The organism is Ligilactobacillus pobuzihii E100301 = KCTC 13174, assembly GCF_000349725.1.
Classification (GTDB): Bacteria; Bacillota; Bacilli; order Lactobacillales; family Lactobacillaceae; genus Ligilactobacillus; species Ligilactobacillus pobuzihii.
Genome location: NZ_KB714698.1, coordinates 1 through 17,296, shown reverse-complemented (window position 1 = coordinate 17,296; position 17,296 = coordinate 1). Strand labels below are relative to the sequence as shown.

General features: G+C 34.9%; 14 protein-coding genes and 1 tRNA gene. 12 read left to right on the top strand and 3 right to left on the bottom strand.

The window, feature by feature from the left end; all coding sequences use genetic code 11:
• Window positions 1-16: 16 nt before the first annotated feature.
• The 7 genes from LACPOB_RS0107705 to LACPOB_RS0107675 all read left to right on the top strand — a co-directional run bounded on the left by LACPOB_RS0107705 (window position 17) and on the right by LACPOB_RS0107675 (window position 9,295).
• Window positions 17-931, top strand: coding sequence for a hypothetical protein (locus tag LACPOB_RS0107705; protein ID WP_017868258.1), 915 nt, complete (start codon window positions 17-19; stop codon window positions 929-931).
• Window positions 932-1,146: 215 nt separating this feature from the next.
• Entirely contained in the window at window positions 1,147-2,340 is a 1,194-nt protein-coding gene (tuf, locus tag LACPOB_RS0107700; RefSeq protein ID WP_017868257.1) for an elongation factor Tu, read from the top strand.
• 230 nt (window positions 2,341-2,570) lie between these two features.
• Complete coding sequence (gene tig / locus LACPOB_RS0107695; protein WP_017868256.1) at window positions 2,571-3,899, top strand: trigger factor; 1,329 nt, start codon at window positions 2,571-2,573, stop codon at window positions 3,897-3,899.
• 153 nt (window positions 3,900-4,052) lie between these two features.
• Window positions 4,053-5,300, top strand: coding sequence for an ATP-dependent Clp protease ATP-binding subunit ClpX (clpX, locus tag LACPOB_RS0107690; protein WP_017868255.1), 1,248 nt, complete (start codon window positions 4,053-4,055; stop codon window positions 5,298-5,300).
• Between the two features lie 159 nt (window positions 5,301-5,459).
• A complete protein-coding gene (gnd, locus tag LACPOB_RS0107685; protein WP_017868254.1) occupies window positions 5,460-6,881 on the top strand; it encodes an NADP-dependent phosphogluconate dehydrogenase in 1,422 nt (473 codons plus the stop codon).
• A gap of 201 nt (window positions 6,882-7,082) precedes the next feature.
• A complete protein-coding gene (locus LACPOB_RS0107680) occupies window positions 7,083-7,769 on the top strand; it encodes a response regulator transcription factor (RefSeq protein WP_017868253.1) in 687 nt (228 codons plus the stop codon).
• Window positions 7,769-9,295: a HAMP domain-containing sensor histidine kinase gene (locus LACPOB_RS0107675; protein WP_017868252.1), complete on the top strand. Its 1,527-nt coding sequence runs from the start codon at window positions 7,769-7,771 to the stop codon at window positions 9,293-9,295. The genes LACPOB_RS0107680 and LACPOB_RS0107675 overlap by 1 nt, the downstream gene beginning before the upstream one ends.
• 41 nt (window positions 9,296-9,336) lie before the next feature.
• Here LACPOB_RS0107675 and yidC read toward each other — a convergent pair whose 3' ends face one another.
• Both yidC and LACPOB_RS0107665 read right to left on the bottom strand, forming a co-directional pair.
• A complete protein-coding gene (gene yidC / locus LACPOB_RS0107670) occupies window positions 9,337-10,260 on the bottom strand; it encodes a membrane protein insertase YidC (RefSeq protein WP_017868251.1) in 924 nt (307 codons plus the stop codon).
• Between the two features lie 153 nt (window positions 10,261-10,413).
• Window positions 10,414-10,686, bottom strand: a complete 273-nt coding sequence (locus tag LACPOB_RS0107665; RefSeq protein ID WP_017868250.1) for an acylphosphatase — start codon at window positions 10,684-10,686, stop codon at window positions 10,414-10,416.
• 247 nt (window positions 10,687-10,933) lie between these two features.
• Here LACPOB_RS0107665 and LACPOB_RS0107660 point away from each other — a divergent pair, with 247 nt between their 5' ends.
• From LACPOB_RS0107660 to LACPOB_RS0107640, 5 genes are all read left to right on the top strand, one after another.
• Window positions 10,934-12,097, top strand: coding sequence for a hydroxymethylglutaryl-CoA synthase (locus LACPOB_RS0107660; RefSeq protein ID WP_017868249.1), 1,164 nt, complete (start codon window positions 10,934-10,936; stop codon window positions 12,095-12,097).
• 323 nt (window positions 12,098-12,420) lie between these two features.
• The gene (locus LACPOB_RS0107655; RefSeq protein WP_017868248.1) at window positions 12,421-13,437 is read left to right on the top strand and encodes a hypothetical protein; all 1,017 of its coding nucleotides are present in this window, start codon (window positions 12,421-12,423) and stop codon (window positions 13,435-13,437) included.
• A gap of 225 nt (window positions 13,438-13,662) precedes the next feature.
• Window positions 13,663-14,553 carry a hypothetical protein gene (locus LACPOB_RS0107650; RefSeq protein ID WP_017868247.1) on the top strand — a complete coding sequence of 297 codons (891 nt, stop codon included), beginning with the start codon at window positions 13,663-13,665 and terminating at the stop codon, window positions 14,551-14,553.
• Window positions 14,546-15,538 (top strand): hypothetical protein, encoded by a 993-nt coding sequence (locus tag LACPOB_RS0107645; protein ID WP_017868246.1) that lies wholly within the window; start codon window positions 14,546-14,548, stop codon window positions 15,536-15,538. Before LACPOB_RS0107650 ends, LACPOB_RS0107645 begins: the two co-directional genes overlap by 8 nt.
• A gap of 14 nt (window positions 15,539-15,552) precedes the next feature.
• Window positions 15,553-16,017, top strand: coding sequence for a hypothetical protein (locus tag LACPOB_RS0107640; RefSeq protein WP_017868245.1), 465 nt, complete (start codon window positions 15,553-15,555; stop codon window positions 16,015-16,017).
• A 946-nt stretch (window positions 16,018-16,963) separates the two neighbouring features.
• Here LACPOB_RS0107640 and LACPOB_RS0107635 read toward each other — a convergent pair.
• A tRNA-Arg gene (locus LACPOB_RS0107635) sits at window positions 16,964-17,037 on the bottom strand.
• Window positions 17,038-17,296: the final 259 nt, after the last annotated feature.

Here is a 17,296-nt window from a genome sequence, read left to right as displayed (position 1 = left end):
AGTAGGTAGTCAGGGTATGGAAGAGCTAAGAAAGAAAAAACAGTTTGATGCAAAAAAAGCTTTAAGGGATGAAAACTATTCCCTTGCTGCAGAATTATTTTCGAGTTTATATTCTGAACAAAAATCTGCCCGTGAAAATTTTTTTCTGGTTAAGGCATTAGCTGGCACAGGAAATTTCGAGTCGGCATTAGAAATCGCGCAGGAATATATGAATAGTTATTTAGCAGAAGACCAACGCTTGGTTTTTTATATTCATATCGCTGTGAATGCTAAGCAGGCACTAAAGGTTTATCAATTACTTGAAAGTTTAAAGCCTTATATGACAGAGAAAGAAAGTCAATTATTCTATAGAAAATTGGACCTTGAAGTTAAACGATTTAATGAACAAAATAATAGAAGTGTCACGAAACAAAAAAAACAACTTCAGTATTTAGGTTTAGCTTCGCCACTTGAGCAACGTAAGATAGCGAAGGAAGCTAACGCATTAACATATCAAGATTTTATTGATAGTGTTAAGCCTGCGCTTATAGATGAGAACGTTCATCCTTTAGTACGTGCTTCTTTTTTAAATGATTTACGTTTATTGAATGTTTCTGAAAAAGTTGCCTACTTACCGTTTTTAAGTGATAAATCAATACTTTGTCCCAAAAAATTACAAGGTATACAAGAAACTAAGCTTTTTAAAAATTATGCAACCCAATTATTGGGCAATACAACTCGGCCTAGTAATATTTCACAGCAGATCTTGGGTGAGATCACGCTAAAGCTGATGTTACTTTATCCCGATTTTACAGAGATCGAACGTGATCAAGACTTATGGATGCATGTTTTATTGAATGAAAAAAGTTTTTTTGATCCGCAAGGACCTTATGCAAAAATAGCGAATGATTTAGAAAAAAGTATTGCGAAATGGCAGCCAAAATCAAAATAGAATAAAAAAGAGTGAAAATCTTGATTATTTTTGGTTTTTAGTATTTACAAATAGATTTTGTATCTATATAATAGTTCAAGGATTCTTCAATATCTCCATTTGCCTGTATCTGTTGGTGCTTGGAATTGGAGGGAAGAAGTAGTATAATTATAACCAAAGGATTATCGGCAAATTATTGCGGGTTTTCTTTGTAAAATCACAGGAGGTTCGTATTAATGGCAAAAGAACATTACGAAAGAACAAAGCCGCATGTTAACATTGGTACTATCGGACACGTTGACCATGGTAAATCAACATTAACAGCTGCTATTACTAAAGTTTTATCTGAATCTGACAAAGGTGTGGCAGAATTCCAGGACTACGCAACGATTGATGCTGCTCCAGAAGAGCAAGAACGTGGTATCACAATCAATACTTCACATATTGAATATGAAACTGAAAAACGCCACTACGCTCATATTGATGCCCCAGGACATGCTGACTACGTTAAAAACATGATCACTGGTGCTGCTCAAATGGACGGTGCTATTTTAGTTGTTGCTGCTACAGATGGTCCAATGCCTCAGACACGTGAGCATATCTTGCTTGCTCGTCAGGTTGGTGTTGAATATATCGTTGTCTTCTTGAACAAGACAGACCTTGTTGATGATGATGAATTATTAGACTTGGTAGAAATGGAAGTTCGCGATCTTTTGAGCGAATATGACTTCCCTGGCGATGATATTCCTATCGTTCGTGGTTCAGCTCTTAAGGCATTACAAGATGACCCTGAAGAAAAACAACACGTTCAGGACTTACTTGACATCATGGATGACTACGTACCAACTCCTGATCGCCCAACTGACAAACCTTTCTTGATGCCTGTTGAAGACGTATTTACGATCACTGGTCGTGGTACTGTTGCTTCTGGTCGTATTGATCGTGGCCAAGTTAAGGTCGGCGATGAAGTTGAAATCGTTGGTTTGAAAGATGATGTTGTTAAGACAACTATCACTGGTGTTGAAATGTTCCGTAAGACACTTGATGTTGGTGAAGCCGGCGATAACATCGGTGCTTTGCTACGTGGTGTTGACCGTGAACAAGTTATCCGTGGCCAAGTTTTGGCAAAACCAGGTTCAATCCAAACACACAAGAAGTTTAAGGGCGAAGTTTATGTCTTGTCTAAAGAAGAAGGTGGACGTCATACTCCATTCTTCTCAAACTACCGTCCACAATTCTACTTCCATACTACAGACGTTACTGGTGTAATTGAATTGCCAGAAGGTGTAGAAATGGTTATGCCTGGTGATAACGTAACATTTACTGTTGAATTGATTTCACCAGTTGCTATCGAAAAGGGTCTTAAATTCACTGTTCGTGAAGGTGGCCATACTGTTGGTGCCGGTGTTGTTTCAGAAATCGACGACTAAAAACAGTTAGAAGGAGTTCGGGCTTTGGCTCGGGCTCTTTTTTATTTGAAAAGAGTTTACATTAAACTGAATGTTTAGGTTTCAAATGAAAGGTTATCTTTGTCTTGATTTTAAATAAGGTAAATTTTGACATTTTGTGTTGAAACATTTACATTTAGCGATTTGTAGGTTACACTAATTTAGTATGCAATTAACATATTGTACAAACTTATTTGCTCGGAGGGAAAATAATGTCTGCAAAATGGGAAAAAGAAGAAGGCACCAACAATGGTAAACTTACTTTTGAAATCCAACCTGATAAAATTAAAGAAGGGTTAGATACTGCCTTTAATCGTGTAAAAAAATCTTTGAATGTACCTGGATTTCGTAAAGGAAAGGTTCCACGTCAGATCTTTAATAAAATGTATGGTGAAGAATCATTATACCAAGATGCATTGAATGCCATCTTGCCAGAAGAATATTCTAAGGCTGTTCAAGAAAGTGAAATCAAACCGGTTGACCAACCAGAAGTTAATGTTGAATCAATGGACAAAGATTCCGCTTGGGTTTTGAGTGCTAAGGTGACTGTTGAACCCGAAGTTGAATTAGGACAATACAAGGATCTTGAGGTTACTCCTCATCCAACTCGTGTACTTAAAGCTGATGTTGAAAAGGCTTTGGAAGACAAACGTCAACAACAAGCTGAACTTGTATTGAAAGAAGAGGAACCAGCTGCAAAAGGCGATACAGTTGTTATCGATTATGAGGGCTCAGTTGATGGTGTTCCTTTTGATGGTGGTAAAGCTGATAACCAGTCATTAGAATTAGGTTCAAATCAATTTATTCCTGGATTTGAGGACCAATTAATTGGTCATAAGTCAGGTGAGGATGTTTCTGTTAAAGTTACATTCCCCGAAGATTATCAAGCAACTGATCTTGCAGGCAAAGAAGCAGTTTTTGCTACTAAGATCCATGAAGTTAAGGAAAAAGAATTGCCAGAACTTGATGATGAGTTTGCTAAGGATGTTGATGAAGATGTCGATACTTTAGAAGAATTAAAAGCTAAGATCAAGGAAGACTTGAAGGCCAAGAAGGTTTCTGAGGCTAAGAGTGCCATCGAAGACGAAGCAATTGGTTATGCTGTAGATAATGCTAAAATCGGTAAAATTCCAGATGCAATGATCGAAGAAGACATTCACCGTCAAATGGATCAATTTATGTCTGGAATGCAACAACAAGGTATTAGTGCTGATATGTATTATCAATTGACAGGTTCTTCTGAAGAAGATTTGCACAAACGTTTTGAAGAAGGCGCTGAAAAACGTGTCAAGACAAATCTTGTTTTGGAAGCTATTGTTAAGTCTGAAGATGTCAAAGCTAGTGATAAAGAAATTTCAAGTGAAATCAAGGACCTGGCAGGTCAGTACGGTTTAGATGAAAATGCTGTCCGTTCGGCACTTTCTGACGATATGTTACAACATGATATTGCTATCAGAAAAGTTGTTGACGAAATTGCTGATTCAGCAAAACAAACACTTAAACCTGATGACAAGAAAAATGCTGAAAAGGACGAAAAATAATTTTGTTCAGTAAATAAAAAATCACGGTGATCCTTGCTGGACAGCCGTGATTTTTCATTATTATTTGAAGAATGTTGTTTATAAGTCAACTATTCGCCTTTTTGGTCTAAGTTTGGTAGAATGGCCTTAATTATTAAGCAAGGGTGATATTTAATGTATGAAAATATGGATGGTAATGGACCAGTTACTTGTTCTTTCTGTGGTAAATCAGAAAATCAGGTAAAGAGTATGATTTCTGGCCCAGGTGTCTACATTTGTAATGAGTGTGTTGCATTGGCTGAATCTATTATTGATGAAGAAGCTAAAGCAGACGTAAAAAGTGATTTAGGCGAAGTTCCTACACCACAACAAATCGTACAAATGTTAGATGATTATGTGATTGGTCAAACTGAAGCTAAGCGAACTCTAGCAGTTGCCGTTTATAATCATTATAAACGTGTCAATGCCTCGATCAGCGATGAGGATGATGAAACTGAACTGCAAAAGAGTAATATTTGTTTAGTTGGACCAACAGGTTCCGGTAAAACATTTTTAGCCCAAAATTTGGCTAAGATCTTAAATGTACCTTTTGCAATTGCTGACGCCACAACTTTAACTGAAGCTGGTTATGTTGGGGAAGATGTTGAAAATATCTTATTGAAGTTATTGCAAAATGCTGATTATGATGTTGATCGTGCTGAACATGGTATCGTTTATATTGATGAGATCGATAAAATTGCAAAGAAAAGCGAGAATGTTTCGATCACTCGTGATGTTTCTGGTGAAGGTGTACAGCAAGCTTTGCTTAAGATCCTAGAAGGGACCGTTGCAAGTGTTCCGCCTCAAGGTGGCCGAAAACACCCGCAGCAAGAATTGATCCAGATCGATACCACTAATATTTTATTTATTGTTGGTGGTGCTTTTGATGGTATTGAAACCATGGTTAAGAACCGTTTAGGTGATAAAACTATTGGTTTTGGTGCGGATTCAAACCAAAACTTTGATGAAAGTAAGAGTTTGATGCAACAGATCATTCCAGAAGATTTGTTAAAATTCGGCTTGATCCCGGAATTTATTGGGCGTTTACCAATTTTAACAGCTTTGGAAAAATTGGATGAAGAAGATTTAGTTCGTATTTTAACTGAGCCAAAAAATGCTTTGGTAAAACAATATCAAAAATTATTAAAGCTTGATGATGTTGAATTGAACTTTGCGTCAGGTGCGCTTAAAGAAATTGCACATTTGGCTATCGAAAGAAATACTGGTGCTCGTGGTTTGCGCTCGATCATCGAATCTACTATGCGGGATGTAATGTTTGATATTCCAGGTGAAGACGATATTAGCAAAGTATCGATCACAAAAAATACAGTTCTTGGAAAAGAAAAACCAAGAGTGGGAAAAAAGGATGCTAAAGCATCTTAATAAAGCTGGGCGGTCCGTGAGTCACGGGCCGCATCTTTATTTTGAAAAGGTATATATTATACAATTTAATTTCAAAATTTAATGTGCTTTATTTAGTATTTTATTTTTGCTATGATATAAAATGTATTGAAGATTAAGATTATTTAGGAGGCTTCAGTGATGGATAAACCACAAATTGGTGTCATTGGCATGGCTGTGATGGGTAAAAATTTAGCTTTAAATATTGAAAGTAGAGGTTATTCGGTTGCAATTTTTAATCGAACCTCTTCTAAGACTGAGAAAACAGCTGCAGATCATCCTGATAAAAATTTAGTACCAAGCTATTCAATTAAAGATTTTGTTGCTTCTTTACAAACTCCACGGCGAATCATATTGATGGTCAAGGCTGGTCAACCAACAGATGAAACGATTAAGAATTTACTACCATATCTTGATAAAGGTGATGTTTTGATTGATGGTGGTAATACCTTCTTCGAAAATACTATCCGGCGGAATAAAGAACTTGAAAATTCTGGAATCAACTTCATTGGTATGGGCGTTTCTGGAGGCGAAAAAGGTGCGTTAGAAGGGCCTTCTTTAATGCCTGGTGGACAAAAAGAAGCTTATGACCTTGTGAGTCCAATTCTTGAACAAATTGCAGCTAAAGCGAAAGATGGTGAACCTTGTGTCACATATATCGGTCCTGATGGTGCTGGCCATTATGTTAAAATGGTGCACAATGGTATCGAATATGGGGATATGGAACTTATCGCAGAAAGTTATAATTTAATGCGGAATGTTTTGCAAATGTCTACCGAAGAAATTGCGGATACATTCAATGAATGGAAACAAGGTGAGTTAAGCAGTTATTTGATCGATATTACGGCAGATATTCTGACTCGTAAAGATGATCATGGTTCAGGTGAACCGATGGTTGATAAGATCTTGGATCGTGCTGGGAATAAAGGTACTGGTAAATGGAGCTCACAAAGTGCGCTTGAATTGGGTGTACCACAATCACTAATTACAGAATCCGTTTATGCTCGCTATATTTCTGCTTTAAAAGATGAGCGTGTTGCTGCAAGTAAAGTTTTACATGGTCCATCATTTGATGCTTCTAAACTTGATAAGAAAGAGTATATCGAAAAAATACGTGAAGCGCTTTACTTTAGTAAGATTATGAGTTACGCACAAGGATTTGAACAATTGCGTGTTGCTTCTGAAAACTATAATTGGGATTTAAAATATGGTGATTTAGCAAAAATTTGGCGTGAAGGTTGCATTATTCGGGCTCAATTCTTACAAAAAATCACTGATGCTTTTGAAAATCGACCAGACTTAAAGAACCTAATGCTTGATCCCTACTTTAAAGATATTGCCGAGAAATATCAAAGCTCTGTACGTGACGTTGCTGCTTTGGCAATGCAAGCTGGAGTTGCTTCTCCTGGTTTTACAAGTGCGATCACATACTATGACCAGTATCGTGCTGAAACGTTACCTGCCAATATTATTCAAGCTCAACGTGATTATTTTGGGGCTCATACCTATGAACGTAATGATCAAGATGGTATTTTTCATTATGAGTGGTATCATGAAGAATAATTAGAATTGAAAAAGAATGCTAGACGTATTATTACGTCTAGTTTTTTTCTGACGTGTGACTATATTAAGAATCACGCTATTTCAAGTGAACTTTACTGATAGATATGTAATTTTAAGTAATAAAATGTTAAAATTGCATTTGTAAACAATTGGAGTTTTAAAAATAAAGTCTGGAGGACCAGATTAGGAGAGTGCGACTTAATGAGTAATATTTTAATTGTGGAAGATGAAAAAAACCTTTCACGCTTTGTTGATTTAGAATTACAACACGAGGGTTATACGACCAAAGTTTGTAAAAATGGACGTGAGGGACTCGACTTCGCATTAGAGGAAAATTGGGATGCCATTTTATTAGATTTGATGTTGCCGGAACTGAATGGTCTAGAAGTTTGTCGGCGTGTGCGTCAAGTTAAAAATACTCCGATCATCATGATGACAGCTCGAGATTCAGTCATTGATCGAGTTTCTGGTCTTGATCATGGTGCGGATGATTATATCGTTAAGCCATTTGCAATTGAAGAACTTTTAGCACGTTTACGCGCATTGCTACGACGAATCGATTTGGAAAGTGAACAAAATTCATCTAAACAAACAACGGTTAGTTACCGCGACTTAACGATCGAAAAAGAAAATCGAGTCGTACGTCGTGGCGATGAGATCATTGAATTAACTAAAAGAGAATATGAACTCTTATTAGCATTAATGGAAAATGTAAATGTTGTGTTAGCTCGTGATGTTTTGTTGAAAAAAGTTTGGGGTTATGAATCACAAATCGAGACTAATGTTGTTGATGTTTATATTCGGTATCTACGCAATAAAATCGATCGACCAGGTGAAGATAGTTATATTCAAACTGTGCGTGGAACTGGTTATGTCATGCGTTCGTGATGAACAATACAAATGTAACCGGTCAGGATAGCGAAAAGAAAGTTAACAATAAGCGTTTCGTTTCTCTTAAAGTAAAATGGTCGATCGGAATGGGACTAGGTGTTTTACTGATTTTTGCTATCTTTTCCGTGCTTTTATTTCAGAGTTTTTCTAGTATTTTGTTGCGTCAAGAAAAGACTTATTCACACAATGCGCTTTCGACTGTCTCTGAACGACTAGAAAATCAAAACTCTGAATTGGATGGAAGTTATGTCAAACGAATTTTAAGTTATGAAGTTGCACCTGTTGAAAAAGAAAAAAATACTCCTGCTCCTTATACTGATTCAGCTTTTATTTCGTTAGCACGTAAAAACTTGGCTGTTAGTGTTTATGATTTGTCGGGTAATTTGATTTTTGCATCACGCAAAGTTCCACATCATTTTAAAAAGACTGGTTCAAATGAAGATACTGTGGTTCGTAATGGTCAGCACCACGTATTTGTAACAAGTCGACCGTTAAAGTCAGAATCTACTAATCAAGTGATTGGCTATGCTCAGGTCACTAATACGCTCAAGGATTATGATCAGGCTCGAAATAAGCTGATTTTGATTTTTATTGTGTTTGGTGTAACTGCAGGTTTGGCCATTGCCTTATTGAGTATGGGCTTATCTTCTTGGCTACTTAGACCGATAGAATCTTTAAATGAAGCTATTCGTAAGCTCAGTGCTGGTAATGAGGGAAAAGCAATCGCTACTGTACGTGTGCCTGAATTGCAACAACATGATGAATTATCTGAATTAAGTGAATTGTTTAATGATATGTTAGACCAAATGCAAGGTTATATTGAGCAGCAATTACAATTTGTTGAGGATGTTTCTCATGAATTACGTACACCTGTTTCTGTAATTAAGGGACATATGGACCTATTGAATCGTTGGGGGAAAGATGACCCGGAAATTTTAGCAGAATCGATCGATGCGTCGTTACAAGAAATAGAACGGATGGAAAGTTTAGTTCAAGAAATGTTAGATTTGTCGCGTGCTGGCCAGGTAAATGTTCAATTTGGGGATGAAACGAGTGATGTACGTGAAGTTGCTTTGCAGGTATTTTCTAATTTCGAAATGATCCATCCAGATTTTCATTTCAGTTTAGATAATGAATTACGTGGCGAAACCCAAGTAAAGATGTATCGTAATCATTTAGAACAGATCATGGTGATCTTAATGGATAATGCAGTTAAGTATTCTCGAGAAAGAAAAGAAATTTATGTTTCTTTGTCTAAAACAAATCGGTATGCTGAATTAGTTGTGCAAGATTTTGGTACGGGAATTCCCGAATCTGAGATCAAGAAGATATTCGGGCGTTTCTATCGGGTAGACAAGGCTCGGAGTCGGGAACAAGGTGGAAATGGCTTGGGTTTATCTATCGCACAACGCCTGTTAGAGGGATATCATGGGAAAATAACGGTTGAAAGTGCAGCAGGTCAGGGTTCACTGTTTAAAGTTTCAATTCCATTATATTTTCCTGTGAATGACGAAAATGAATAATCAAAAAAACACGATGCCATTTTTTGACATCGTGTTTTTGGTTATTCATTGTTATGATGACGTTGTTTACCAGCATTTCTTTGGCGGTTATTATTATGCATAGTAGCTTGTTTATTTTCAACTTCTCCATCGTTAGTTACTGGTTTTGTCTTCCTAACTGGTGTTTTGATCGGATGTTCTTCAAGATCCGCTGCGACTTTCTTTTTGATACGTGGACGCATAAATATAATCACTAAAGTTTGTAGGCAGGCAAAGATACCACCAACAAAGAAATAAAGACCTAGTCCAGCCGGAGAAACATACGTAATACCGGCTGTCATGATGGGACTGATCAATAGCATCGATTGCATTTGCTTTTTTTGCTCAGGGCTCAACCCGATCATAGACATGTAACCTTGGGCAGCGTAAATCACAAAAGTTAATGCAGTTAACGCAAAGCTCTTATTACCTAAATTAATACCCATGAAATATGAACTGGAAAGTTCAGGTGAGTATTGGATAGCAGCGTACAAAGCTGCAAAAATCGGCATTTGTACTAGTAATGGTAAACAACCAATACCACCAGTCATCGAGATGTTGTTGTCTTTATATAACGCCATCATCTCCTGGTTGGCTTCCATCTGTTCGTCTTGTGTTTTGGCTTCCTTAGAACGTTTCTGGATCTCAGTCATATATGGCTGGATCGAAGCCATTTTTTCCTGTTGGATCGTTGATTTACGAGATTGATTGACCATAATCGGCATTAAAATCAATCTAACAATAAAAGTGATTAAAATAATTGCCCAACCTAAATTATTGCCTAATTGCTGTGACAACCAAAGCAACAAATGCTGTGTGGGTACGGCTAAGTTGTCATAAACCCAACCATATGGTTTTCCACTTGCTGTTCTCCTGACACATCCGCTTAAAAAAATTACTAGAACCATAAATAGCGGAAAAAGCCTTGATAATTTTTTTCTATTCATTATTAGTTCCCCTCATATAGTAAATTACACATCTAGAATTCTACCATAATCTAAAAGCGTATTCTATATACTTTTAGATTTTTAACAAGAGTCGCTAACGTAGATTACACTAATTTAATAAAAAAACCACCATAATCTCTATGGTGGAAAATCTTAATAAACAACCGAAAAATCTTGATAATCATTGACTGGGATCTCCGATGTTTCGACTTGATCGACCCTTGCAGCTGGAGAGGGGGAATCCTTAATACCAGCAACAAACTTTTTGAGTGTTTCGTTATCGGCTTGAGCTTCAATGTAAACATCACCGTTCATCAAGTTACGAATGATCCCGTTAACATTTAAACGATCTGCAAGCATCTTGGCGGTATATCGAAAACCCACTCCTTGTACCATGCCAGATACTGTCATTTTAATTGCTTTCAAACGAGACACCTCCCATTTACTAATTATCATTATACTACAAGATATCTAATATTTGCATTTGTTAGCCATGTGTCTACTATAAATTAAGATTGATTCAATTTTGCTAGTTTCTTTTAAAATAAGGTATAATAACATAGTTAATTATTGTTAATGAGGATAATGTTTAACAATAAGATTTAACTTATTATACAGTGGTTTAATAAATTAAAGCATTTACAGAAAAAAGAATGAAATAGGAGTTAATTTTATGAAGATCGGAATTGATAAGATTGGTTTTGCTACGTCGCATTTGTATGTAGATATGGCGGAATTAGCCATGGCAAGAAATGAAGAACCTAATAAATATTTGATAGGTTTAGGACAACAAAAAATGGCAGTTATACCGCCTTCACAGGATATAGTTACCATGGCATGCACGGCTGCTGAAAAAATATTAACATCAGAAGACAAAAATAAAATAGGATTAGTTGTTTTTGGTACAGAGTCTGGTATTGATAATTCTAAATCTGCTGCGATGTATTTGGTAGATTTATTAGGCTTGCAAGAAAATTTGAGGGCTTTCGAAATTAAACAGGCTTGTTATGGAGCGACTGCCGGGATCGCGATGGCACGCGGGTATTTGGATTTGCATCCTGATAAAAAAGTTTTAGTTATTGGTGCTGATATAGCACGATACGGTTTAAAAACGTCTGGTGAAGCAACGCAAGGTGGTGGAGCCATTGCCTTATTGATGTCTAGTGATCCTGCGATTTTAGCTTTGGAGCCAAAAACAGCTTATTATGCAAGAAATGTGATGGATTTTTGGCGTCCATTGGGCCATACTGAAGCTTTGGTAGAAGGTAAATATTCAGCAAAAATTTATTTAGATTTTTTCAAACGAGTTTATTTAAATTATTTGCAACAAACTAATTTATCCTTAGGCGATTTCAGTGCTTTTATCTTTCATCTACCTTATACAAAAATGGGATTAAAAGCATTAAGAACCATCATTTCTGATACAGAGCCAGAAATTGCTGATAACTTGAAAGAACAGTTTGAGGCTTCGCGTGAGTATAACCGAAATGTAGGTAATCTTTATACAGGATCACTTTATTTAAGTTTATTATCATTATTACAAAATAGTTCAAGTTTAACTGCTGGACAACGAATCGGACTATTTAGTTATGGTTCAGGCGCACAAGGTGAATTTTTTACTGGGATATTACAAGATAGTTTTGAAGATTTTGTAAATAATGATCATGTATCAACTATGCTAGCAAAACGGCATCAAGTTAGTGTTACTGATTACGAACATATTTATCGTCAATCTTTAAAAAATAAAGACGAGTTGATCATTGACTATAAGAGTGACCGTGCACCGTTTGTTTTGACAGGTATTAAAAATTCTCAGAGACAATATTTACGTCAATAATATTTTAAAGGGCTTGGAAAATCGATTTTTGATTTTTTAGCCTTTTTTATTGTTATGCAGCGCAGAGTCTTTGAATCCCGACTTTATAATTTTAATGAAGAAAAAAAGAGAATATTATTTCGCGTACACATAACCTAAATCAGGGATCTTTAGCAGTCTAAATTACAATTTATTTAAATTATACTGTCAAGCTCATCAGTAATTTTCATCGACAGTATGCCACTATGTACATTATTGAGAAACATTCCTCTTTTTTAAAAAAGAAAGTTCATCTTTTTGCGTACTTATTATTGTATAAGTAAAAATCATGAGGAGTGAAGCAAGTGGAAACAGTGAAAGAATATTGTGATTTAAAAATCTATCCACAAGACGACCAAATCAGTAATATTAGAAAATGTTTGGATTTAAGCACAAATGTGATCCGCGAACTTAAAAAGTTGATCTCAAAAACAGATTCAGATGAGATGATCGTCGCTAAAAGTCAACAAATTGTCAAGAAATTTCTAAATAGAGGTAATCATCATCTTAGTCGTTTGGCAATGAATACGATAATTGGTTCACTGGCCCAGTATCGTTTTAACTGTCAAATTGCAGAAAATGAAGAAAACAAACTAAATTTTGGCTTTTCGGCTGAATTTATTTTGAATGGAGGTTTATGTTGTTTATTTACGAAAGAACCTGGCGAGGCTTTGTTAGTCAATAATTTATTATTATTACCAACCTTAGGTACTATACCGATCGAGTGTCCGTGGGAACATTGCTTTAATAAAATTACTTTTATGTTTATTTATCGTTTAGGAGAAACATATAGGGCACGAATCTATAGTTCTTGGCCTTTTGAGAAACCACAAAAACAAGATGACACCTGGCTAGGCGTCAATTTAGGTAAACGTAAGTTAGTATTTTTAAGTAATGGAAGTAGTTTTTCTTATTATCATTTGTTGAACGATAAAAAAAATAAAAATTTAGTGTTTAAGAAATTAGACGCTTTTATGTATTATGATGAAATTTTTAAGAAAAGCAAAGCTTCAAGATTAACAGGAATTATCATTTTAGGTTCACAAATTCCAGTTGAAATACCAACAACTCTATCTACTTTGGAGAAATACCATTTTCTGATTTTTTTATTATCAAAAATTTCTGCTTCCAATTTGAAAGTCAGGGTTTCAAAAGAAAAGCAAATAAATTGTCATAATGATTTTGAAAAAGCCACTGTGATCAGACATTCAAAGAATACGCAAGAAATTAATGATATCGATGGTTTGGTCAATTCCTTAAGGCAGAATTTAACTAATTCTACCCTGGGAGTTAATGATTTTTTAACAACGCTTAATTATTGATCATGGAATGAATAAAATAATGGGTATACCTACTTTAGCAATGAAGTGAGTATATCCATTATTTTTGTGTTTGCCCATCTTGGATAGTTTTTATTAGTTTCTGAAATCAAAACATTGTTATATCAATAGTCCGATACAGTTGAACTTATAAGTCTTATATGTCACAATTAAAACATTAGACGAGCGATGTAAACTGTTTTCATTGCTATATTAGGAGAGATAAACATGGCGAATACAAATGAATTTGTTTTATCGGATCATGACACTGCAACTTCAGCAGTGATCAAGGCTGTTGTTAGCAAAAGTCGCTATCTTGAAACGCTTCATGCTGCGCTGAAAGATCAAGATGATAGATTGGTCTACCAATTAATAGATTCTGAAAAATACGCTCGTGAAGTACAACAGGCACGTCATATTTCGGCTGATCCAAGTAACGAAGCGTTAGTAGAAGATTTGCATGACAAGTTAAGCGCTTTTTTAAGCAAAAAATTAATTACTTTTTTGCGTAAAAATTATCCTTTCTTTTACTTTGAAGAAATAGGAGAAGGACAATATCAATTTTATTTCGGTAATTGGTGGGGACGTCGTTTATTTGGAACTTTAGATGTTTTGAATGTTAGTTTTAATTTTGATGAAGTTGAATATCACAAATTGGCTCGGACATTTGAATTAGAAACGCAGCAAAAACGTCTTAATAGTGATCAAATTGAACAGATCTCGGTGGAAAATGATCAGTTGCAAGAATTAATTGATTCACAAGATAAGCGTGATGAGGAGAAAGCTAATTTACGTTCCCAGATCAAACAAATCTCGCAAGAAAAAGTTATGCCATGGGAAGCTAACCGGCAAAAAGAAGAAAAACAAAATTTAATCGATCAGTTAAGCAAGTTAACGGAGGTTGATGAAACCTCAAACAATGCTTACCAGCAGATCAGACAAAATGAAAGCCGTATTTTGGAATTGTCAAAAGAAGATACATTATTGAGTTATGAAAAACAAAGTATAGTGGCAAAATTTGGGAGCTTTGAAAATTTTGAAGCAAAAAATCAAGTTTTGTATCGTGACTATATTGCAAACCTAGTTACTATTCAAGGGCAGGTGAATGCTGATGAATAAGGAGCAAAGTAAAACTGTTATTTTTCAACCAGACGGAAGCGTTGATACTTTCAAACAAGAAAGTGTTGTTAGTACCTCTTCACGACTGCAAAATTATAATGAACAGCTTAAAGATAGCTTGAATTCGGGTATAGCATTCACAGAATTATTGGATCGTTTAATAAATACTTCAGATCCACATGAACTATTGGATTCAGCTATGCAACTGATCAGCTATCGTTTGAATTCAGCTTTTTTGGTTTTTCCACAACAGTACAGCAGGTCTGATTTTTACTTAATTTTTCTCAGTAGATTATTACAGCAACATAATAGTGACCAATTAATATTACAATCAAGTGAGCATAACCATGAACTATATCAAGAATTCCCTGGCATTAATAATCAAGGTTATTTTGTATTTCAAGTTGACCCTGTAAATGAGGGTGGAGCTTATTACGTTGAAAAACAAAATGGAGCACAGTTATTTTACTTAAACTTCGCTAAACATATAGTTAAATTTAATGCGGCGGCGATCACTTCTTTATTAGTTGAGAACTACCATGAAAAATTTGTTTACCCGACAGTTAGAAAATTTGTTTTACTGTTGATCAAAATGGGGAAATTCTTCAAAGAGGATTTTGGCTTTGATGTTGATTTTAATATTTTAGATCAATCTAATTCCGCAGTTTATGCAATAATTAAATCGGATATACCCCAAGAAGCATTGGATAAATTATTCGTTGTTGCTTCACGTGCGGGCTATATGCTACAGACAGGTCCAAAGGGAGAAGCAATTTTAGATTTAAAATCTGGTTTGGTGGTTACTTTTGGAACTGAACATCAATTGATTGGTAATAAGAAAGAACAATGGGCAATAAATGTGAAAGATCGAGAAGCAACACTTTCTTGGTTTGATTTACTGTTCAACTATGATTTTATTCGGGATTGGTACTTGGATAATATAAATACACTTGAGATACAAGTAGATCCTAGATATTTTAATTAAAGAGGGTTAGTTTCGTGAACGTTCATGAGATGAGTATTCGGGCTAGAAACAGTATGTTACCGTCTTATTTAAAAAGGACGGATTTTTCAGAAAAAGAACAGGTCGCTGTCCTTTATACTGATTTATCATTGTCCATTAGTGAGTTGATGTTAAATTCACGGGGTGGAGATCAGACAGTTATTTTGGATAATTATTGTAATGGACTTTGTCGTTTTTTACTTGTAGCTAGTCAACAAATTATCATAGATAAATTTTTGCTGACTGACGAAGAGTTGAGTGTTATGGGAAATAAGTGGCCAAGCAAGTCATTTAATACTCTTTATCTAATTTTAAATCAACAAATTGAAAATTCTTATTTTCGACATCAAAAAGATGCTTTAATACATGCTTGGCATATGTATATAAAGTTTGGACTGGTTGATTTGCAATTTTCAAGGACGCAAATCGAGGAGCATTTCTTAGAAATGTTTGCGTATTGAATATCTAGAAGACCCAAAATAGTTGGTTTTGGGTCTTTTTAAGCTACAAGTTTATTTTTGCTTCAGATATTCAACATAAAAACCTTGAAGTTAAAGACATTGAAAGTACACTAGTTATTTGGCGTTCAGCACTATTTGGTGTTTTAACTAATCTATATTCATCTAGTCAAATGAATATTGTGGTTTTGGATATTTCTTTTTCATACTAACTAGTAAAACCAAATATTCTTAGATTACTCAAGTATTTTAGAATGTTAGTTTGAATTAATTTAAAATATTTTTCATTACGGATTTTTTTGTGCTCTTTTACATTCCTACAAATAACTTTTCAGATCATAATTATACGAAAGGCCAATAAGATACAGGTTGATTTGAAAATGACGACTCCTAAAAATGGCGATATAGTTTTTATGTAAATTTACAAAAGTGGTATACGATAAGTAAATGGTTAATAGGTAATAGCGATAATTTTATATAAAATTAGGAAACTAGTAGAAATATAAGGTATTAAGTTTTATAATACGTTTGTAAGAGAGAAGAGGATATGTACGACGATTCTCTACAAGCTCACTCTAAAGATAGGGTGGGTTTATTTTTTATTTTGCACAATTATTCATCCAAATAAATTTATGTTATATTACCCTAATCAGTTATCCCCTAAAACTGGTGTATATTATAATGCTTAATAAGCTCACTTTGTCGAAAGTGAGCTTATTTTTTTACGTCACGCCACATAAAAAAGTACAGTCCTTAATTGGACTGTCTTTATTTTTTTATCGTAAAATTATTTTCAGCGGGCTTGTTATCTAATTTTATTTAAGAATTATAGTGCACCAATCGTGTAACAATTTAAATTAATATCCTTTATTTGCCTTTAACTAAAAAGTAGGAATACTGTAATAACAGCATTCCTACGGGTTTAAATTTTATTTAAAACCATACTTTATGATCCGGGAGAGATTCGAACTCTCGACAATTCGCTTAGAAGGCGAATGCTCTATCCAGCTGAGCTACCGGACCAACAACAAAGTACATTATATGCTAGATAGAGATATTATGTCAAACTCAATTTTTAAATTATAACTTAAAATGGCAAAAGCTATTTATTATAATTTAAAGACAAGTAGTCATAATTTTTATCAGATGAAAAGGCAGATAGATGAAATTTGTACTAATATTAAGTATTTTACGTGTGGTGCTAGTTCGTAACAATCAAACATTTAGTACAAAATTTTACAAAAAAAGCCCAATAAGGTTAGACTTTTAAGTGATCAAACAA

Coding starts and splice junctions, on each gene's coding strand:
- LACPOB_RS0107705 (WP_017868258.1), top strand. CDS start 17: ATGGAAGAGCTAAGAAAGAAAAAACAGTTTGATGCAAAAAAAGCTTTA.
- tuf (WP_017868257.1), top strand. CDS start 1,147: ATGGCAAAAGAACATTACGAAAGAACAAAGCCGCATGTTAACATTGGT.
- tig (WP_017868256.1), top strand. CDS start 2,571: ATGTCTGCAAAATGGGAAAAAGAAGAAGGCACCAACAATGGTAAACTT.
- clpX (WP_017868255.1), top strand. CDS start 4,053: ATGTATGAAAATATGGATGGTAATGGACCAGTTACTTGTTCTTTCTGT.
- gnd (WP_017868254.1), top strand. CDS start 5,460: ATGGATAAACCACAAATTGGTGTCATTGGCATGGCTGTGATGGGTAAA.
- LACPOB_RS0107680 (WP_017868253.1), top strand. CDS start 7,083: ATGAGTAATATTTTAATTGTGGAAGATGAAAAAAACCTTTCACGCTTT.
- LACPOB_RS0107675 (WP_017868252.1), top strand. CDS start 7,769: ATGAACAATACAAATGTAACCGGTCAGGATAGCGAAAAGAAAGTTAAC.
- yidC (WP_017868251.1), bottom strand. CDS start 10,260: ATGAATAGAAAAAAATTATCAAGGCTTTTTCCGCTATTTATGGTTCTA.
- LACPOB_RS0107660 (WP_017868249.1), top strand. CDS start 10,934: ATGAAGATCGGAATTGATAAGATTGGTTTTGCTACGTCGCATTTGTAT.
- LACPOB_RS0107650 (WP_017868247.1), top strand. CDS start 13,663: ATGGCGAATACAAATGAATTTGTTTTATCGGATCATGACACTGCAACT.
- LACPOB_RS0107645 (WP_017868246.1), top strand. CDS start 14,546: ATGAATAAGGAGCAAAGTAAAACTGTTATTTTTCAACCAGACGGAAGC.